This is a genomic window from Micromonospora sp. C41, assembly GCF_018070485.1.
Taxonomy (GTDB): domain Bacteria; phylum Actinomycetota; class Actinomycetes; order Mycobacteriales; family Micromonosporaceae; genus Micromonospora; species Micromonospora chalcea.
Genome location: NZ_JAGPXP010000057.1, coordinates 1 through 18,588, shown reverse-complemented (window position 1 = coordinate 18,588; position 18,588 = coordinate 1). Strand labels below are relative to the sequence as shown.

17 protein-coding genes, 1 tRNA gene and 1 pseudogene are annotated in these 18,588 nt (G+C 72.6%); 12 read left to right on the top strand and 7 right to left on the bottom strand.

Going from position 1 to position 18,588, the window contains the following annotated elements:
- Window positions 1–537: 537 nt before the first annotated feature.
- A pseudogene (locus KBX43_RS30805) lies at window positions 538–1,734 on the bottom strand (hypothetical protein); the annotation flags it as partial.
- Between the two features lie 104 nt (window positions 1,735–1,838).
- Between KBX43_RS30805 and KBX43_RS30800 the strand changes: the two are divergent.
- Window positions 1,839–2,504, top strand: a complete 666-nt coding sequence (locus tag KBX43_RS30800) for a PASTA domain-containing protein (protein ID WP_210888555.1) — start codon at window positions 1,839–1,841, stop codon at window positions 2,502–2,504.
- A 98-nt stretch (window positions 2,505–2,602) separates the two neighbouring features.
- Window positions 2,603–3,448: a PASTA domain-containing protein gene (locus KBX43_RS30795; RefSeq protein ID WP_187693987.1), complete on the top strand. Its 846-nt coding sequence runs from the start codon at window positions 2,603–2,605 to the stop codon at window positions 3,446–3,448.
- Between the two features lie 24 nt (window positions 3,449–3,472).
- On the opposite strand, the gene KBX43_RS30790 is transcribed toward KBX43_RS30795, so the two are convergent.
- Together KBX43_RS30790 and KBX43_RS30785 are read right to left on the bottom strand one after the other, a co-directional pair.
- Window positions 3,473–3,925, bottom strand: a complete 453-nt coding sequence (locus KBX43_RS30790; protein ID WP_104112595.1) for a hypothetical protein — start codon at window positions 3,923–3,925, stop codon at window positions 3,473–3,475.
- Window positions 3,926–4,022: 97 nt separating this feature from the next.
- Window positions 4,023–4,310 (bottom strand): hypothetical protein, encoded by a 288-nt coding sequence (locus KBX43_RS30785; RefSeq protein ID WP_030500482.1) that lies wholly within the window; start codon window positions 4,308–4,310, stop codon window positions 4,023–4,025.
- Window positions 4,311–4,920: 610 nt separating this feature from the next.
- Between KBX43_RS30785 and KBX43_RS30780 the strand changes: the two genes are divergently transcribed.
- The 3 genes from KBX43_RS30780 (at window position 4,921) to KBX43_RS30770 (ending at window position 6,528) form a co-directional block, all read left to right on the top strand.
- Window positions 4,921–5,802: a helix-turn-helix transcriptional regulator gene (locus tag KBX43_RS30780; RefSeq protein WP_043327628.1), complete on the top strand. Its 882-nt coding sequence runs from the start codon at window positions 4,921–4,923 to the stop codon at window positions 5,800–5,802.
- Complete coding sequence (locus KBX43_RS30775) at window positions 5,772–5,993, top strand: DUF397 domain-containing protein (RefSeq protein ID WP_043327627.1); 222 nt, start codon at window positions 5,772–5,774, stop codon at window positions 5,991–5,993. The genes KBX43_RS30780 and KBX43_RS30775 overlap by 31 nt, the downstream gene beginning before the upstream one ends.
- A 136-nt stretch (window positions 5,994–6,129) precedes the next feature.
- Complete coding sequence (locus tag KBX43_RS30770) at window positions 6,130–6,528, top strand: hypothetical protein (protein WP_043327626.1); 399 nt, start codon at window positions 6,130–6,132, stop codon at window positions 6,526–6,528.
- On the opposite strand, the gene KBX43_RS30765 is transcribed toward KBX43_RS30770, so the two are convergent.
- From KBX43_RS30765 to KBX43_RS30750, 4 genes are all read right to left on the bottom strand, one after another.
- The gene (locus KBX43_RS30765; protein WP_043327625.1) at window positions 6,496–7,098 is read right to left on the bottom strand and encodes a hypothetical protein; all 603 of its coding nucleotides are present in this window, start codon (window positions 7,096–7,098) and stop codon (window positions 6,496–6,498) included. The genes KBX43_RS30770 and KBX43_RS30765 overlap by 33 nt on opposite strands.
- Window positions 7,099–7,191: 93 nt before the next feature.
- Complete coding sequence (locus KBX43_RS30760) at window positions 7,192–7,998, bottom strand: WecB/TagA/CpsF family glycosyltransferase (protein ID WP_069088773.1); 807 nt, start codon at window positions 7,996–7,998, stop codon at window positions 7,192–7,194.
- Window positions 7,995–9,104, bottom strand: a complete 1,110-nt coding sequence (locus KBX43_RS30755; RefSeq protein ID WP_051611303.1) for an NAD-dependent epimerase/dehydratase family protein — start codon at window positions 9,102–9,104, stop codon at window positions 7,995–7,997. The genes KBX43_RS30760 and KBX43_RS30755 overlap by 4 nt, the downstream gene beginning before the upstream one ends.
- A 71-nt stretch (window positions 9,105–9,175) precedes the next feature.
- Window positions 9,176–9,261: transfer RNA gene (locus tag KBX43_RS30750), tRNA-Leu, on the bottom strand.
- 209 nt (window positions 9,262–9,470) lie between these two features.
- On the opposite strand from KBX43_RS30750, the gene KBX43_RS30745 reads away from it, so the two are divergent.
- The 7 genes from KBX43_RS30745 to pknB are packed head-to-tail and all read left to right on the top strand — an operon-like array spanning window position 9,471 to window position 18,448.
- Window positions 9,471–10,259, top strand: coding sequence for a DUF3662 and FHA domain-containing protein (locus KBX43_RS30745; protein WP_026267912.1), 789 nt, complete (start codon window positions 9,471–9,473; stop codon window positions 10,257–10,259).
- A gap of 6 nt (window positions 10,260–10,265) precedes the next feature.
- The gene (locus KBX43_RS30740) at window positions 10,266–10,751 is read left to right on the top strand and encodes an FHA domain-containing protein (RefSeq protein ID WP_030500489.1); all 486 of its coding nucleotides are present in this window, start codon (window positions 10,266–10,268) and stop codon (window positions 10,749–10,751) included.
- On the top strand, window positions 10,748–12,193 hold the full coding sequence (locus tag KBX43_RS30735; RefSeq protein ID WP_069088772.1) for a PP2C family serine/threonine-protein phosphatase: 1,446 nt from the start codon (window positions 10,748–10,750) through the stop codon (window positions 12,191–12,193). The genes KBX43_RS30740 and KBX43_RS30735 overlap by 4 nt, the downstream gene beginning before the upstream one ends.
- 28 nt (window positions 12,194–12,221) lie before the next feature.
- Window positions 12,222–13,712, top strand: a complete 1,491-nt coding sequence (locus tag KBX43_RS30730) for an FtsW/RodA/SpoVE family cell cycle protein (protein ID WP_043327622.1) — start codon at window positions 12,222–12,224, stop codon at window positions 13,710–13,712.
- Window positions 13,709–15,217 (top strand): penicillin-binding protein 2, encoded by a 1,509-nt coding sequence (locus KBX43_RS30725; RefSeq protein WP_210888553.1) that lies wholly within the window; start codon window positions 13,709–13,711, stop codon window positions 15,215–15,217. Before KBX43_RS30730 ends, KBX43_RS30725 begins: the two co-directional genes overlap by 4 nt.
- Window position 15,218: 1 nt before the next feature.
- Window positions 15,219–16,616 (top strand): serine/threonine-protein kinase, encoded by a 1,398-nt coding sequence (locus tag KBX43_RS30720; protein WP_043327620.1) that lies wholly within the window; start codon window positions 15,219–15,221, stop codon window positions 16,614–16,616.
- On the top strand, window positions 16,613–18,448 hold the full coding sequence (gene pknB, locus KBX43_RS30715; protein ID WP_113972300.1) for a Stk1 family PASTA domain-containing Ser/Thr kinase: 1,836 nt from the start codon (window positions 16,613–16,615) through the stop codon (window positions 18,446–18,448). Before KBX43_RS30720 ends, pknB begins: the two co-directional genes overlap by 4 nt.
- Window positions 18,449–18,588 lie beyond the last annotated feature (140 nt).

Genomic DNA, 18,588 nt, shown 5'->3' with positions numbered 1-18,588 from the left:
CCCGCCCCCGCCTCGCCGATCTTGGAGTTGTGGCGCCTCGGATGCCCTTGTTGGGCGGTTTGGGAGGCACCACAACTCCAAGATCGATGGGAGTGGGCGGGATTCGGGCGACCGCTGAGGAGCCTCGGGGTACTACGAGGGCTTGTCTGAACGTGACGAGGGACCGTCCTGGCTGGTCTGCGGGTGGTCCAGGGCTTCGGGCTGGCGCTGCGGCGGGACAGCCCGACCCCGAGGGCCGGTAGCCGACCGGGTGGCACGGCCCTTCTCCGTTCCGGTCCGGCCGACGGCTACGCCAGGCTCGGCTGCGGCCGTCGCCTCACGCGTGCCGGCCGAGGTGTCCGGTGCCTTGTCCGTCCCGGCCGCCCAGTCCGCCGACCGGTCCGAAGCTGACCGGTCCGACGCTGACCGGTCCGACGCTGACCGGTCCGACGCTGACCGGTCCGACGCTGACCGGTCCGACGCTGACCGGTCCGACGCTGACCGGTCCGACGCTGACCGGTCCGACGCCGACCGGTCCGACGCTGACCGGCCGACCGCTGACGGGCTCGACGGATCTGCCGCCGACGGACCCGATGTGCCGACCGCTGACGGGCTTGACGGATCTGCCGCTGACGGGCGGGCCTTCCGCGCCCCGAACAATCCGGTCGAGCGCCGGCGCGACACGCCCGACGGGCGTTCACCGGAGCTGCCCGCCGACGACGTGCCGGACGGGTCCGACGCGGATCCGGCCGGCTCCGACGGCCCGTCCTTCGAGGCCGGGTCGCCGGTCGCCAGGTCGCCGGTCGCCGGGTCGGCCTCGCCGACGACCGGGTCCGGCTCGCCGGTGCGCTGGCGCGGAACGGTGACCCGCTCGGCGGCGCGACGCTCGGCGCGCTGGGCGAGCGCGGCCGTCAGCATCGAGCCGCCGACACCGGCGATCACCGCGTACGGGGCGATCAGGTGGGCCGACAACTGCTCGGCGGCGATCCCGGCGAGCCGCGGTACGGCGAGCAGGTACGCCAGTGCCACGAGCAGCGGTCCGGCCGCTCCGGAGGCGGCCGCGCCGACCCGTACCTCGGCGGCGCGGGCCGCGCGCCGGGCCGCCAGCACGCCGATCACGAGCGCGGAGAGCACCGACAGCAGCGCGCCGGGCCAGTAGAAGTAGTCGCGGATCCAGAACGCGCCTCGGTCCGCGCTGATCTGCCAGATGCCGAGTTGGGCGGTGGTCAGGCCACGGCCGGCGATCACCCCGTCGACCACCGACACGACGGCGAGCAGCCAGAGCCAGCCCGAGGTGGCGATGAGGTTGGTGGCGGCGGCGCGGGTGTGCAGCGCCCAGGTGGCGAGCAGCATCCCGAGAAGCAGTCCGGCTCCCGCGTACGCGGCGGCGACGGTCTGCGGCGCGGACACGTCCGGCACCTGGGCCGCGCGCGCCGGCACCGCCACCAGCAGTACGGTGACGAGCGCGCCGACAGCTGCGGCGAGCACCAGCGCGAACCGGGGCGGCCGGCCCTGCGACTCGTCGTCCCGGCCCCGCAGGCGCTGGGCGCAGACCGCGCCGGCGATGACCGAGGTCGCCGCGATCCAGGTCGCCCACGCGAGGCTCGCCACCCAGGCCGCCTCGATCCGTACCGCGCCGGTCGGCGCCCAGTTGATGATGCCCAACCCGTACCCGAAACCGAGCTGCGCGGCGCCCGCGCCGGCAGCGACGCCGAGCGCGGCGGCGGTCGATCCTCCCCAGCCCCGACTGACCATGCCGGGGAGCGTAACGTCCCGAGGTCGGCGCGGCGAGTCGTGGCGACACGCCGTGACCGTTTGGCAGCGGTGGATACGGTCGTCGATGAGCGGGGGCGGGGGACATGACGGACGAGCGGCGACCGGACGGCGACGGCACCGGCCCGGGACGGGCCCGGCTGTTCCTCGGGGGTGGCCTGGCAGTGGTTCTGCTGGCGGTGATCGGGGGCAGCGCCGGCTGGATCCTGGCCGGCGACCCGGACCGCCCGGCCGCCTCCGGCGAGGCCACGCCGGTTGTCACCGCCTCGACGTCCGCGCCCGCCACCACGCCTCCCGCGACCACGGCCCCGACCGGTACGCGGACGAGCACGCCCGCCGGGCTCACCGTGCCCGAGGTGGTCGGCGTCGACTTCGAGCAGGCCCGCCGGGAGTTGCGTGACCGCCGGCTCGGCTGGCGACTGGTCTTCGGCACCGGCGCCGGACGCTCGGTGGAGCGCGCCTCCCCGGCGCCGGGTACGCCGGTGAAGCGCGGCGTCACCGTCTCCCTGTTCGTGACCGGACCGGCTCCGGCGGTCAGCGTGCCCGACGTGGGTGCGCTGTCCTGCTCCGACGCCGCGGACGATCTGGTGGACGCCGGGCTCTATCCCCGGTACGCCACTGGTCGCCAGGGCCCGGTCACGGCACAGGAGCCGGTCGCGGGCAGCCCGGCGCGGTGGAACGACCAGGTGGTGCTGACCTGCGGCGACACCCGGTCCGAGTCGCCGTCCGCCACCCCGTCGCCGACTGGCTGACCGGCGCGGGCGCGCTGATCCCGGCCGACCTGGCGGTGGCCCGTTACGGTGGACGATCGAGGGCCGTGCGCCCCGTCCCGGTGGGGAAAGGACGTGCCATGAGCGACGACCGTCAGGATCCTCCCGCCGGTGACGCGGACGAGACCCGCGCCATGCCCCGGCATCCGGCCGGGGAGGACGCCGACGCCACCCGCGCGATGCCGCGCGACTCGGGCGGAGAGGACGTCGACGCGACCCGCGCCATGCCGCGCAATGCCGCCGGGAGCGACGAGACCCAAGCGATGCCGCCGGACGCGGGCGGTGACGCAACCCGTCCGCTGCCCGGCGGGCCGTCGCGGCGTCCGTTGGACGCCACCGCACCGCAGGAGCCGGTGGGCGCCTGGTCCGGCCGGGCCGGGGTGCCGCCGCCGCGACCGGCCGGCTATCCCGAGCCCGGGGGCGAGTGGTACGGCGACGAGCAGGCCGGACGCCGCTGGTGGATGCCGATCCTGCTGGGCATCCTGGCGCTGCTCCTGCTGGGGTTGATCGGGGCGGGGGTGTGGCTGGCGCTGCGTGCCGCCGACCGGGATTCGGATCCGGGCACGGTGCCGTCGGCGGTGCCGAGCACCTCGGCGCAGACCAGTGCCGCCCCGACGAGCGCCGCGCCGAGCAGTTCCCCGCCGAGCACGCCACCCACGACCGAGGCGGTCGAGGTGCCGATGCCGCCGCTTGTGGGGCTGCCGGAGGCCGCCGCCCGGGCGGCGCTCGACCGGCTGGACGTGGACTACCGGGTGCAGCGGCGGGCGTCGGACCGGCCGGCCGGCACGGTGATCTCGACCGATCCGGAGGCCGGCTACCCGGTGGGTGAGGACGACCGGGTCACCATCGTGGTGGCCGTACCCGCGCCGCCGACCGCCGGCCCGAGCTCGCCGGGTTCCGCCCCGGCGACCACCACCACGCCCTGACGTCCACGACCGGCGTCGGAACGTTCACCACTGACGCCGGCGGGCGCCGACCAGCCCGAGGCCGGCGAGGGAGATGGCGAGCCCGAGCAGGCCGGAGTAGAACAGTGACCGGCTGAGGTCGTCGGTGGGGTCGGTGGGCCGCTCGGCGAGCGTGCCCTCGCCGCCTCCGGTGCCCGCGGGCGGCGCGTCGGCCTCCGGATCGTCCTCGTCCTGCGACGGATCGGTGGGAGACCAGCCGTCGTCCTCGCCGGCCGCCGCCCGGGCGTCCTCGCCGGATGCGGCTCGGCCGTCCTCACCGGCCACGGTGATCTCCGGGGCCGGTACCGGCTCGGCGAGCTGCTGGGTGGCGGAGAAGGCGGGGTGCCGCACCACGAGCGCGAGCGCGGTGGCCACGACGAGGAAGGCGAACAGCCCGAGGGCATAGCCGACACGGGACCGGTGGTGCCGCCGCGCGGCGGGCAGATTGACCATGACCATCCCAGGTTCAGGGTCCGTGGCGCGCGGGTGGAACATGCCGGGGTGGGCGTACCGATTCTATGGCGTCGGCACGCCCTCCCGACCGGGAATCGTGAGGTCAGCCCACCCGGACCGGAGTCCGGACCACCGGGCGGCGGGCCGTCCGGACGGTGTGCTGCCGGGGAACCGGCGCAGCGTGGACCTGCTGCAACCCCTCTTCGAGTACGAAGATCGACCGCCGGTTGACCGCGTCCCCCGCCGCGTTCAACTCGTAGCCGTCGAGCCAGAGCCAACCGTCGTAGGTCGGCCAGTCGAGAATCCGGATCACCCGGAACATGATCGGTCGGAAGAACTGGACACTCGCCGCGCGCGTCACGTGCAGTACGTCACCGGAGCGGGGAAGCACATGGGCTCCTGGGGAGGGTCGGCCGGTCGTCGGGACCGGCGAGGCTGAACGAGGTCGGTGCGGTCCGGTGACGGGGGTCTGCCTCGTGGACCGGCGGTCGTTTGGCGGTGCTGGTCGGGCCGTACCCGCGGTGGCGGACCGCCACCCGACCATCACCCGGCTGCTCCCGGTTACCGCTCCCGCCGCCGCAGCCAAGCTGGCTTGCAGCGACGGGGTCTTCATTCCGGGGCAGGTCGCACGGCGCGGGACGGCTCCCCTCCGGCCGTCCCACGGACCGCGGTGTCACCACGCCCGGAGATCGTTCGAAGACGGTGAGTAACCCGTGCCATACGGACAGAGTGCTACAGCGACGTGCGACATGCAAGTTGCACGTCGTGTTTTGCGGATAGGTGAGGAGGACACGTGAACGGGAAACTTGAAGCGTCAGGTATCGGGGCGTCACACTGGACGCCGGTTTCGCCCGTCGCGGCCGGTCGACGACCGGCACCACCCCTGCCGCGAACGCTCGCCCGCCGCCCGCCGGTCGCGCCCGCGGTGGGTGCGGAATCGGGGCGCGACCGACCGGAGGTAGCCGGGTGACTGTGACGCAGTCGCGAGCCGAGGAGATGCCGTGACCGAACGGCGCAGCCCCACCATCCGGCGGCGCCGGCTGGGGGCGGAACTCCGCCGGCAGCGCGAGGCCGCGGGCATCACCATAGAAGCGGTGGCCGAGCAGTTGGAGTGCTCGGCGTCGAAGGTCTCCCGGATCGAGACCGGCCACACCACCGCCACGCCGCGCGACGTGCGCGACATGCTCCGTATCTACGGAGTCGTCGGCGCGGAGAGCGACGAGCTGGTGCAGATCGCCCGTGAGGCCCGGCAGAAGGGCTGGTGGCATCCGTACAGCACGGTGCTGGTCGGGGCGTACGTCGGCCTGGAGGCCGCGGCCAGCTCCATCCGGGCGTACGAGCAGCAGGTCGTGCCGGGGCTGCTGGAGACCGAGGAGTACGCCGGCGCGATGATCCGGGCGGCCCGGCCGGACTTCACCGCCGAACAAGTAGACCAACGGGTGCGTGTCCGATTGGGCCGTCAGTCGTTGTTGACGCAGGACGATCCGGTCGATCTGTGGGTGGTGCTCGATGAGGCGGTGCTGAGCAGGCCGGTTGGCGGCGACGCGGTGATGCGTGGTCAGCTCAAGCGGCTGGTGGAGGTGGCTGAACTGCCGAACGTGACAGTGCAGGTCCTGCCCTTCGAGGTGGGCGCGCACGCGGGCATGGACGGCACCTTCACGATCCTCAGCTTCCCCGAGCCGAGTGATCCCGATGTCGTGTACGCGGAGAACGCCACGGGTGGGCTCTTCCTGGAGAAGAGCGACGAACTGCAGAAGTACAGCTTCATCTTCGATCACATTCGAGCAGCGGCCATACGCCCGGAGGAATCCATCGCACATATCGCGAAACTGGCAGAGGAGCCACTGTGGAAATGGCGACCAAGGAGTTCCCCGTGGACCTGACGCAGGCGACGTGGTTCAAGAGCTCGAAGAGCGGGCCGAACTGCGACAACTGCGTGGAGGTCGCGTACGTGACCGGGGCGGTCGGAGTCCGGGACTCGAAGGACAAGACAGGCCCGGCCCTGATCTTCGCTCCGGACGACTGGCAGACCTTCGTCGCCCGCGCCCGGGGCGGCGCGTTCGGCCGGAGCTGACCGGCACCGCAGCGTGGTCCCGTCCGGCAGCGTTGCCGGGCGGGACCATTCGCGTCCGGACGCCGCACCCGTCGCCAGTTTCGATCCGCCTCGTTGAACCGCACGGATCGGCAACCGAACGAGGCAGGCGAGACGGATGACGACGATCGGTTCAGAGAACCTCACCAGCGGCCCGGGCAAGCCCGAGCGGTTCGGTGGCAAGTACCGCGGCGCCCGCCGGGACACCGTCCTCACCGAGGTGGTCTCCGGCGACGGCGAGGAGGCCCGCGAGGGTGGCGTGCCCGAGCAGGCCGCGACGCCGCTGTCCCTGCCGTCGCTGGACCCCAACCCGCTCACCGAGCCGTCGTTCCCGCCGAGCGGCTGGCCGATCGAGCAGCAGGAGTCCCTGGTGGACCATCCGCTGCTGCGCGGTCTGCTGATGGAACTGCCGCCGAAGGGCAGCGTCCCTCCGCCCGGCTGGCTGGACCGTTGGTTCGAGGCGACCCGCGCGATCCTGGAACTGCTATACGTGCAGGGCGCGAGCCGGTCGCGCTGACACCGGCTCGGCCGCCGGCATGGCCCGCTCGGCGAGCCGGTTGTGCCGCAGCGCGTGGCGTACCCCGATCGCGCACACACCGAGCACCGCGACGGTGATCACCGGGCCGGCCACTCCGGGCGCGGCGAGCAGGTCGACGCCGAGCGCCGGCAGCACGGCCACCAGCACCGCGAGCGCCGTCGCCTGCAACGGCAGCGCGATCAGCGGATGCGCCGCGGCCGCGCGCAGCCCGTGCGGGGCGGGCGTTCCCGGCGCCGCCGCGAACGCGCCCGCGCCGGAGCGCAGCCGCCGGACCCGCCGTACCGTGCAGACCGCCACCACGGCCGCCGGCGCCGCCGCGAGGCCGAGCGCGGCGGCGGCCCGGTCCACAGCGGTGTCGCCGGCGCTCTGCAGGCCCGCGGCGAGGACCGCCGCGGTGAGCGCGAGGCCGGTCAGCACCAGGGCGGACAACCATCCGGTACGCCGGCGCAGCGCGCGGGCGCGGTCGAGCCCGGGCAGGCCCTCCGCGACCAGTCCGGCGGCGAGCCAGACGGCGGCGACGGGAAGCAGTACGGCGAGACGGTCATCCATGCCCCCCAGCCTTGCCCGTTTCGACGTTCGCCGAATCCGGGACGGCACCCCGGTTCGCCCCGTACCCGGGCCCGTAGGGGTCGTCGGGGCGGCTCAGACGTCGAAAGTGGCCGGTCGGGTGGTGGCCGGCGCCGGCGGGGTGGCCTTCCACAGCCCGGTCTTCTGGGCGGCGAGCCGGGCCAGGTAGGCCGGGTTGAGGATGACGTACCGGCGCCACAGGCGCTTGGGCTCCAGGCCGAGGCGCCAGAACCACTCCAGCCCGGCGCGCTGCATCCACGGTGGCGGGTTGCGCAGCAGGCCGGCGTGGTAGTCGAAGGCCGCGCCGACAGCCATCAGCGGCATGTCCAGCAGCGGGCGCATGGCGTACGCGAAGACCTCCTGGCGCGGGCAGCCCAGCCCGACCAGGACGAGGCGGGCGCCGCTGGCCCGGATCCGGTCGGCGATCTCGGCGTCCTCGCCCGGGGTGGCGGCGCGGAACTTGGACGGCTCGACCCCGGCGATCTTCAGCGCGGGGAACTTGCGCTCCAGCGCCGGGACGAGCCGGGACAGCGTCTCCTCGGTGGAGCCGTAGAGGTAGACCGGCAGCCCCTCCTCGGCGAACCGGGCGAGCACCCGCAGGGTCAGCTCCGGCCCGTAGACGCGGTCGGTGAGCCCGGCGCCGTGCAGCAGGTTGAGCGCCCAGCGCACCGGCTGACCGTCCGGGGTGACCACGTCGAACGAGTTGAGCCGGGCGTTGTGCGCCGGGTCGAGCACGCCGGTCATCACGCCGTGCACGGCGAGCGCGGTGAGCGCCAGTGGGCGGCGTTCGTGCGCGGCCGAGACCACGGCCTCGGTGGCCCGGGCGTAGTCGGTCGCGTCGACCCCGACGCCGAGGACGTTGCGCTTGGTCCCGGCGCTCATGCCTTCGGCACCCACTTGTCGACGTTGGCCTCGTAGATCTCGCGGAGGATCATCGGCACGTCGTACGTGATCTTCCAGGACGGGTAGTGCTCCTCGAAGCGGGCCATGCTGCTGACGTACCACTGGTGGTCGCCGGTGCGGGCCTGCTCGACGTAGTTGATCCGGGCCTCGCGGCCGGTGATCTCCTGGGCGATCCGGAACGCCTCGATGTGCGAGGTGTTCGAGTGCCGGCCGCCGCCGAGGTTGTAGACCTGGGCCGAGCGCGGCTCGCGGAAGAACGCCTCGAACGCGGTGAGCACGTCGTGCGAGTGGATCGCGTCCCGGACCATCTTCCCCTTGTAGCCGAAGAGGTTGTACGTCCGGCCCTCCATCACGCAGCGCATCAGGTACGCCAGGAAGCCGTGCAGCTCGGCGGCGGAGTGCGCCGGGCCGGTCAGCGTGCCGCCCCGGAAGCAGGCGGTCTTCATGTCGAAGTAACGGCCGTACTCCTGGACCATCACGTCCGAGGCGACCTTCGAGGCGCCGAAGATCGAGTGCAGCGACTCGTCGATCGACATGTCCTCGGTGATGCCGTCGTACCAGCGGTGGTCCTCGGGCAGCTCGTAGCGGGTCTCCAGCTCGATCAGCGGCAGCGAGTTGGGCCGGTCGCCGTACACCTTGTTTGTGGAGCAGTGGATGAACGGCGCGTCGATCGCGTGCCGCCGGGTGTACTCCAGCACGTTGAGCGTGCCGCCGGCGTTCACGTCGAAGTCGGTGAACGGCTCCTTGGCGGCCCAGTCGTGGCTCGGCTGGGCGGCGCTGTGGATCACCACGGCGATGTCCTTGCCGTACCGCTTGAAGACCTGCTCCAGGCCGTCCCGGTCGCGGATGTCCACGGCGTGGTGGGTGTACGCGGAGCCGAGGTCGGCGGCGAGCCGGTCCAGGCTCCAGGCGGTCGAGCCGTCCTCGCCGAAGAAGTACCGCCGCATGTCGTTGTCGATGCCGACCACGTCGAGACCCAGTCCGGCGAAGTGCCGGGCCGCCTCGGAGCCGATCAGACCGCCGGAACCGGTCACCAACGCGACAGTCACACGCCACTCCTGGTCCGTGGGAGGCAGGGAAACCATCGGAGCATAGCGTGACGTCCGAAACGCCCCGATACGAAGCAAGGGCCCCGCTGTCTGCGGAGCCCTTGTTCTGGTGGGGATGGGGGGAGTTGAACCCCCACGTCCTTTCGGACACACGGACCTGAACCGTGCGCGTCTGCCATTCCGCCACATCCCCGTGGCACGACCCGGAACACCATATCGCATCCCGCGCCCGCCATCTGCGACGGGTGCCGGGACATATTACGCTGTCCACTGGCCACGCCACGAACGATCACCGCTCGTGGCGGGCGAAACTTTAGCACGTCCGCGGGCCTGGTCACGAACGGGCCGACGGCAGCCGGCCGAGCGGCGTGTGAGCTGCGGAGGCGGTGTCCGGATACCATCATTGCCTCGGGACCCGAGGAGGAGCCGGTGAGCGTGCTGCAACGCTTCGAGAAGCGTCTGGAAGGCCTGGTCGAGGGGGCCTTCGCCAAGGTCTTCAAAGGGGTGGTCCACCCCGTGGAGATCCTCAACGCCATGCAGCGGGAGGCCGAGGCGCACAAGGCGATCCTGGCCGGTGGGCGCACCCTTGTGCCCAACCGCTACGTGATCGATCTCTCGCCCTACGACCACAGTCGGCTGGCGCCGTACGCTGCCGCGCTGGCCCAGGAGCTGGCGCAGTCGCAGGCCGAGTTCATCGGCGAGCAGGCGTGGACGGTCTACGGCGACGTGATCGTCGAGGTCGAGCGCGGTGAGGGCCTGGACACCGGCATGTTCCGGGTCACCGCCGAGGTCTACACCGGCGGGGACGTCGCCCCGGTCTCCGCGCCCGGCGGCTACGACGCCGGCCCGGCGTACCCGGCGTACGACCAGGGTGGCGGCTACGGCCCTCCGCCCGGTCACGGCGGTGGCCGCAACGTCCGCCTGGTCTCCGGCGACGGCCGCACCTACCCCCTCCAGATGGGCTCGACCGTGATCGGCCGCGGCGACCAGGCCAACCTGCGCCTGCCCGACGTCGGCATCTCGCGACGCCACGCCCGGCTGGACTTCGACGGCGGGCAGGTCGTGCTGACCGACCTGGGCTCCACGAACGGCACGATGGTCAACGGCCAGCGCGTCTCGGCGGTCGCCCTCAACCCCGGCGACATGATCCAGCTCGGCACCACGACGCTGACCTTCCGCGTGGACGGCTGATCCCCGTTGCCGGAGCTCGTCATCACCGTCGCCCGGTTCGGGTTCCTCATCCTGCTGTGGATCTTCGTGTTCACGGTCGTCGGTGTGATCCGCCGGGACCTGTTCGCGGGCGCCCGGTCGGGCCGCCTGGTGGCCGCGCCGCGGGGGATCGGCGCGTCGACCGGGCAGGCGGGGAAGCCGGCGAAGGCCAAGCGCGGCCGGGCCGCCCACCAGCTCGTGGTCACCGCCGGCCAGCTGGCCGGCACCCGGATCACGCTCGGCGAGGCCCAGATCACCATCGGCCGGGCGGAGGACTCGACGCTGGTGATCACCGACGACTACGCCTCGGCGCGACACGCCCGGCTGGTGCCCCGTGAGGGGCAGTGGTACGTCGAGGACCTCGGATCGACTAACGGCACCTATCTCGATCGCGCTAAGGTCACCGGACCAACCCCCGTCCCCCTCGGCGTGCCGATCCGGATCGGCCGCACTTCCCTCGAATTACGGCCATGACTCTGACCCTGCGCTACGCGGCCCACAGCGACCGCGGTCTGATCCGAGACGGCAATCAGGATTCCGTCTACGCCGGACCGCGGCTGCTCGCCGTGGCCGACGGCATGGGCGGCATGGCCGCCGGTGACGTCGCCAGCAACATCGTCATCGGTGCCATGGCGCCGCTCGACGAGGACGTCCCCGGTGACGCCCTGGTCGACGCGCTCCGCTCCGCCGTGGGCACCGCCAACCAGCAGCTCCGCGACACCGTGGACGCCAACCCGCAGCTGGAGGGGATGGGCACCACGCTCACCGCGACCCTCTTCTCCGGCAGCAAGCTCGGGATGGTCCACATCGGTGACTCGCGGGCCTATCTCCTGCGCAACGGTGAGTTCGCGCAGATCACCAAGGACGACACGTACGTCCAGATGCTCGTCGACGAGGGCCGGATCAGCGCGGAGGAGGCGAGCAGCCACCCCCAGCGCTCGCTGCTCACCCGGGCGCTCGACGGCCGCGACATCGACCCGGAGTACAGCGTCCGGCAGGTGCTGCCCGGCGACCGCTACCTGATCTGCTCCGACGGGCTCTCCGGCGTGGTCAGCGCGGACACCATCGCCGACACCATGCGGGAGTACCCCGACCCGCAGCGGTGCGTGGAACGCCTGGTGCAGCTCGCGCTGCGCGGCGGCGGCCCGGACAACATCACCGTGATCATCGCCGACGCCACCGACCAGGACATCGTCGAGGCGTCCCCGATCGTGGGCGGCGCCGCCGCCCGGGACCGCGGCATGGCGACCTCGGCCGACGACTCCACCCCGGCCGCCCGCGCCTCGGCGCTGTCCGCGCCCCGGCCACCCGTCCCCGAGGAGCCGGCGGACAACCGCGACGACGAGCCCGACGGCCGGCGCCGCCGACCGCTGCGCACCGTCGCGATGGTGCTGGCGCTCGCGGTCATCGTCGGCGGCGGCGTGTTCGGCGGCTGGACGTACACCCAGCGGCAGTACTACGTCGGCGCCACCGACGACGGCCAGCTCGCGGTCTTCCGCGGCGTGCCCGGCCAGGTCGCCGGGCTGGACCTGTCGAACGTGCACGAGCGCAGCGACGCCCGGCTCGACGACCTGACGCTGGCCGCCCAGGAGCGGGTGAAGCAGGGTATCCAGGCCCGCAACGAGCCGGACGCCGAGCGCCGGCTGGCGGAGCTGACCAGCGACGACCCGGGCAACCCGAACCTCAAGCCGCTCTGCCCGCCCGACCCGACGCCCGGTGTGACCAGTCCGACGCCGGTGGCCACCACCGACCCGCTGCCCCCGCCGAGCGGCAGCCCGCTCCCGTCCACGCCGCCCGCGGGCGCGTCGACGCCCACCCCCGACGCGCCGACGCCGACGTTCACCACCACGCCCGACGCCGTTCCCTCCGACACCGTTCCGCCGGCCGATCCGGCGGGTTGCCGGTCGCCGCAGTGAGTGCCGGCTCGATCCCGAGGACGTATCCGTGACCGCAGCCGCCGTACCGGCCGCCTCGCCCGCTTCGACGGGCGAGCAGTCCGGCGTACGCCTGGCCCGGTCCCGGCGTAACGCCGAGCTGTCCCTGCTCCTGCTCGCCATGGTGCTCGTGGCGGCGTACGCGGCGATGGTCGAGGCGAAGGCGCTGGACACGATCACGTCCGACTTCTGGATCCCGGCCGCCGCGCTGGGGCTGGTCTTCCTCGGCCTGCACCTGGTGATCCGCTGGCTGGCGCCGTACGCCGATCCGGCGCTGCTGCCGGCGGTGGCCCTGCTCAACGGCATCGGCGTGGGCTTCCTGCGCCGGTACGACCTGGCCAAGGCCGCGCCCGCGGAGCGGGAGGACCTGGCCATCTTCGCCGGCACCGGTGGCCGGCAGCTCGCCTGGACGCTGGCCGCCGTGGTGCTTGCCGCCGGGCTGCTGGCGATCCTGCGCGACCACCGGTCGCTGTCCCGGTACGCGTACACCCTGGGCCTCGCCGGCATCGTGCTGGTGATGATCCCGGCGGTGCTGCCCAGCCGCTTCTCCGAGATCAACGGCGCCAAGCTGTGGATCAAGTTCGGCGGGTTCTCCATCCAGCCGGGCGAGTTCGCCAAGCTGGCCCTGCTCACGTTCTTCGCCTACTACCTGGTGCGCAAGCGTGAGGTGCTCTCGCTCGCCAGCCGGCGGGTGCTCGGCATCGACTTCCCGCGCGGGCGCGACCTCGGCCCGGTGCTGGTGGTGTGGCTGGTCAGCCTCCTGGTCCTGATCTTCGAGAAGGACCTGGGCACCTCGCTGCTCTACTTCGGCATGTTCGTGGTGACGCTCTACATCGCCACCGAGCGGGTGAGCTGGCTGCTCATCGGTCTGATCCTGTTCTTCGGCGGCGCCTATCTGGCGTACGTGCTGGGCAGCACCGTGGGCGGCCCGTTCGCGAACTTCTACGACCGGGCGCAGATCTGGCTCGACCCGTTCGCCGAGCCGTACGACCGGGGTTACCAGTTGGTGCAGGGCCTGCTCACGCTCGGCACCGGCGGTCTGTTCGGGGCCGGTCCGGGTGGCGGCCAGCCGACGCTGCTGCCCGAGGTGCAGACCGACTTCATCTTCGCCGGCATCGGTGAGGAGATCGGCCTGTTCGGTCTCTCCGCGCTGCTGGTGATCTACCTGCTGATCGTGGAGCGGGGCCTGCGCGCCGCGCTGGCGGTGCGGGACTCGTTCGGCAAGCTGCTCGCCGGTGGCCTGGCGTTCACGCTGGGCCTGCAGGTCTTCGTCATCGTCGGCGGCATCAGCAAGCTCATCCCGCTGACCGGCCAGACCACCCCGTTCCTGTCCGCCGGTGGCTCCTCGCTGATGGCGAACTGGCTGCTGATCGCGGTGCTGCTGCGGGTCTCCGACGGTGCCCGCCGACCGGTGACCGGTGGTGGCGGCCCGGCGGCCCGACCGTCCGGTGGTCCACCCGAGCAGTTGCACGGCGCCCCGACGGAGGTGATCCGACCGTGAACGCCCCTCTGCGCCGCGTCGGCGTGGTCGTGATGGTCCTGTTCGGGCTCCTCTTCGCGAACCTGAACTGGATCCAGGCCTACAAGGCCGACGAATACCGCAACAGCGACTACAACGGCCGGGTCCAGGTCGCCGAGTACGACCGCAAGCGCGGCAACATCGAGGTCGGCGGCACCGCGTACGCGCTCAGCAAGGAGACCGGCGGTGAGCTGAAGTACCAGCGCACCTACCCGGGCGGCGAGATGTACGCGCACGTGCTCGGCTGGAAGCCGGTCAACGGCAGCGCGAGCGGTATCGAGCGGGTGGAGAACGACTTCCTCGCCGGCACCAGCGACGCGCTGATCGCCAACCGGATCAAGGACATGTTCACCGGTGACGAGACCGGTGGCGGGAACGTGGTGCTGACGCTGTCGAAGCGGGCCCAGGAGACGGCGTACAAGCAGCTGAACGACAACCAGGTGGGCGCGACGAAGGGCGCGGCGATCGCGATCGACCCGCGTACCGGCGCGGTGCAGGCGCTGGTCTCCATGCCGAGCTTCGACCCGAACCCGCTGGCCAGCCACAACAGCACCGAGGCGGACCGGGCGTACAACGCGCTGGAGAAGGACAAGGACCGGCCGCTGGCGAACCGGGCGCTGTCCGAGACGCTGCCGCCGGGCTCCACCTTCAAGATCATCATGGCGGCTGCCGCGCTGGAGAACGGCGTCGGCCAGCAGACCCGCATCCCCGCCGGCTCCAGCTACACCGCGCCCGGCGCCGGGCAGCCGATCCGCAACGCCGCGCCGTCGATCTGCCCCGAGTCGCAGGTGACGCTGCGCGAGGCGGTCACCGAGTCCTGCAACACCGGCTTCGCCCAGCTCGGCGTACGGCTCGGCGCGGACAAGGTGAAGGAGAAGGCCAAGCAGTTCGGCTTCGAGCAGGACGACCTCACCGTCGGCCAGCTCGGCGAGGGTGGCCTGCCGGTGGCGGCCAGCCGCACCGGCGACATGCAGAACCCGGACGGCAGCACCGACCCGGCCGCGCTCGCCCAGTCGTCGATCGGCCAGAACAACGTGCGGATGACGCCGCTGCAGGGCGCGCTGATCGCTGCCGCGGTGGCCAACAAGGACGGCAAGCAGATGCGTCCGTACCTGGTCAAGCAGTTGCTCGGGCCGGACCGCACCACCGTCTACGACCCCGCCCAGCCGCGCGAGCTGCGCCGCCCGATCAGCGGCCAGGTCGCCGCCGACCTGCGCGACATGATGCAGAACGTGGTGAAGGAGGGCACCGGCCGCCGGGCCGCCATCGACGGCTACCTGGTCGGCGGCAAGACCGGTACCGCGCAGTCCGGCCCGAACACCCCGGACCACGGCTGGTTCATCGGCTTCGCCCTGGACAAGGACGGCACGCCGCTGTCCGCCGTCTGCGTCGAGCTGGAGCAGGCGGGCAACGGCGGCAGCGCCGAGGCGGCCCGCATCGCCGGCCGGATCATGGCGGCGGCCATCGCGGACTCCGGGAGGCGCTGACGTGCTGAGCCCGGGGGTGAAGCTCGGCAACCGCTACCGCCTCGACGAGCGGATCGCCAGCGGTGGCATGGGCGACGTGTGGCGCGGCACCGACCAGGTGCTGGGCCGTACCGTCGCGGTCAAGAGCCTGCTCCCCGCGCTGCTCGACGAGCCGGGCTTCGCCGAGCGGTTCCGGGGCGAGGCGCGGACCATGGCGACCATCAACCACCCGGGCGTGGTCGACGTCTACGACTTCGGCAGCGACCAGCACATCGCGTTCCTGGTGATGGAGTACGTCGAGGGCGACGCGCTGTCGGCCACGCTCAGCCGGGTCGGCCGGCTGACCCCGGCGCGGACCATGGCGCTGCTGGCCCAGGCCGCCGACGCGCTGCACGCCGCGCACGAGAAGGGCATCGTGCACCGTGACGTGAAGCCCGGCAACCTGCTGGTCCGGCCGAACGGCACGCTCGTGCTCACCGACTTCGGCATCGCCCGCTCCGAGCTGGTCGGCCAGCTCACCGCCGCCGGCTCGGTGCTCGGCACCGCCTCGTACATCTCGCCGGAGCAGGCGACCGGCGCGGTGGCCACGCCCGCCTCGGACGTCTACGCGCTCGGCGTGGTCGCGTACCAGTGCCTCGCCGGCCGGCGCCCCTTCGAGGGGGACAACCCGCTCGAAATCGCCATGAAGCACGTACGGGAGACGCCCCGGGCGCTTCCGGCCGACATCCCGCCGCAGGTCCGGGCCATCGTGGAGCGGGCCATGGCGAAGGACCCTTCCGCCCGCTGGCCCAGCGCCGCCGCGCTGGCGAGCATCGCCCGGCAGGCCAAGCTCGCGCTCTCCCAGGCGGCCCGCGCCGGACGGCCCATCTCGGCCGCGCCCGCCTCACCGGCCGCACCCGTCGCACGCGCTCAGGTGCCGACCGCTCCCCGGCCGCAGCCACCGGCCGCCGCCGCTCATCCGCAGCCCCGTCCGCCGGTCTCCCCGGCCCGTCCGCCCGTTTCGCCGGCCCGCCCGCCGGTGACGCAGCGCCCGGCCGTGATCGCCCACCCGGCCCCGATGCCCCGCCCGCCGGTGGCGCCGCGTGGCGCGGCACCCGTACCGCAGCGGCCCGTGCCCCAGCACAACCCCATGCCGTACGCGCGCCCGGCCGCGCCGCCTCCGCCCCGGCGCTCCCGGTCCGGGCTCTGGACGACGGCGATCGTGGTGGCCGTGCTGGTCATCCTCTGCTCGGGCGTGATTTCGTTCCTGTACCGGAAATACGGTGCTACCGCATCCGCTCCGGCGAGTGTGAGCGTGACCTCCGGCGCGGTGCGGCCGCACGGAGGCGACTATCCGGTCCGCACGTCGTACCGTCGTGAGGTACGCCTCCTGCCGGCCGACGGCGGTACGACGACGAGCGAAGGACGAGACACGCGATGACAGCGCAGGCCCGCCTGCTCGGTGGCAGGTATCAGGTCGGCGAGCTGCTGGGCTACGGCGGCATGGCCGAGGTGCACCGCGGCCGCGACCTCCGGCTCGGGCGGGATGTCGCGATCAAGATGCTCCGTGCCGACCTGGCCCGGGATGCCACCTTCCAGATGCGGTTCCGCCGCGAGGCCCAGAACGCCGCCTCGCTGAACCACCCGGCCATCGTCGCCGTCTACGACACCGGTGAGGAAACCGGCCCGACGGGCGAAACCCTGCCGTTCATCGTGATGGAGTTCGTGAACGGCAGGACGCTCAAGGAGGTCCTCGGCGTCGAGGGGCGGCTCCAGCCGCGCCGGGCGCTGGAGATCTGCGCCGACATGTGCGCGGCGCTGGAGTTCAGCCACCGGCACGGGATCATCCACCGGGACATCAAGCCCGGCAACGTGATGCTCACCCAGACCGGCCAGGTCAAGGTGATGGACTTCGGCATCGCCCGCGCGCTGGCCAGCGGCGCCACCACGATGACGCAGACCAGCGCGGTCATCGGCACCGCACAATACCTCTCTCCCGAGCAGGCGCGCGGCGAGGCGGTCGACGCCCGCTCCGACGTCTACGCGGCCGGCTGCGTGCTGTTCGAGCTGCTCTGCGGCCACCCGCCGTTCGTCGGCGACAGCCCGGTCAGCGTCGCGTACCAGCACGTGCGGGAGCAGCCGCCGACGCCGAGCACGATCAACCCGGACGTCAACCCGGCGGTCGACGCCATCGTGCTCAAGGCGCTGTCGAAGAACCCGCTCAACCGCTACCAGAGCGCCGGTGAGATGCGGGCGGACCTGCTCCGCGCCGCTGCCGGCCGGCCGGTGCTGGCCACCCCGGTGATGCCGGCCGAGGAGACCATGCCGATGGGCGCCGCCGCGGGCGGCTACCAGCAGGCGCAGCAGACCCAGATGATGGGCCCGCAGACCCGCCCGCAGCCGGTGGCGCGGGTCGGCGATCCGGGCAAGCGAAAGAGCTCGTCCTGGGTCATCGCGGCGTTCGCCGCGCTCGGCGTGCTCGCGGTGATCGCGCTGGGGACAGCGCTCTGGCTCAACCAGGCCGGCAACGAGAAGGTGTCGGTGCCCCAGCTGGTGGGCCGGTCGGCGGACGACGCGAAGGCCGCGCTCACCCAGGCCGGGCTGCGGTACGGCACAGGCGATCCGGTGCAGAACACCACCTGCGAGAAGGGCTCGGTGGTCGAGCAGAGCCCGACGTTCGGCCAGCGGGTGGACAAGGACACCGAGGTCACCGTCAAGGTCTGCACCGGTCCGGGCCAGGTGACCGTCCCCACCGGGCTGAAGGGCAGTACCTACAACGCCGCGAAGGACCGACTGACGGAACTTGAGCTGGTTCCCGTTCGCGAGGATGTCAACGACAGCGCGCCGGAGGGTCAGGTCATTTCCGTCTCGCCCACCGAGGGCAGCTCGGTCGCCGAGGGCAGCAAGGTGACGCTCAAGGTCTCCAAGGGCAACGTCGGCGAGGTGCCGACCGTCATCGGCTACACCGAGGAGCAGGCGACACAACAGCTCAAGGAGGCCGGCTACACGGTCCGGGTCCGGGAGGGCAACGAGGTCGACCCGTCCCAGGCGGGCAAGGTCAGCAAACAGTCGCCGGCCGGCAAGACGAAGCTGGCCAAGGGCGAGCGGGTGACCATCGAGGTCGACGTGCCGCGCGAGGACGAGGAGCCGACCAGCCCGACGCCGAGCGGCAGCCCCAGCACGACGCCGACCACGCCGGGCGGTGGCGGCGGCAACGGCGGCGGCAGTGGTTTCCCGTTCCCGACCATCGCGCCCAGCCGTACCGAACGCTGAGCATCACCTGACCGACGACGCGGCGGCGTCCCCGATCCCGGGGCCGCCGCCGCGCCCGTCCCAGCGCCCGCCCCTTCCCGGTCGATCTTTAAATTGCGGGCGAAAAATCGGGCGTCGAACGCCGTCATGTTCATGATCGA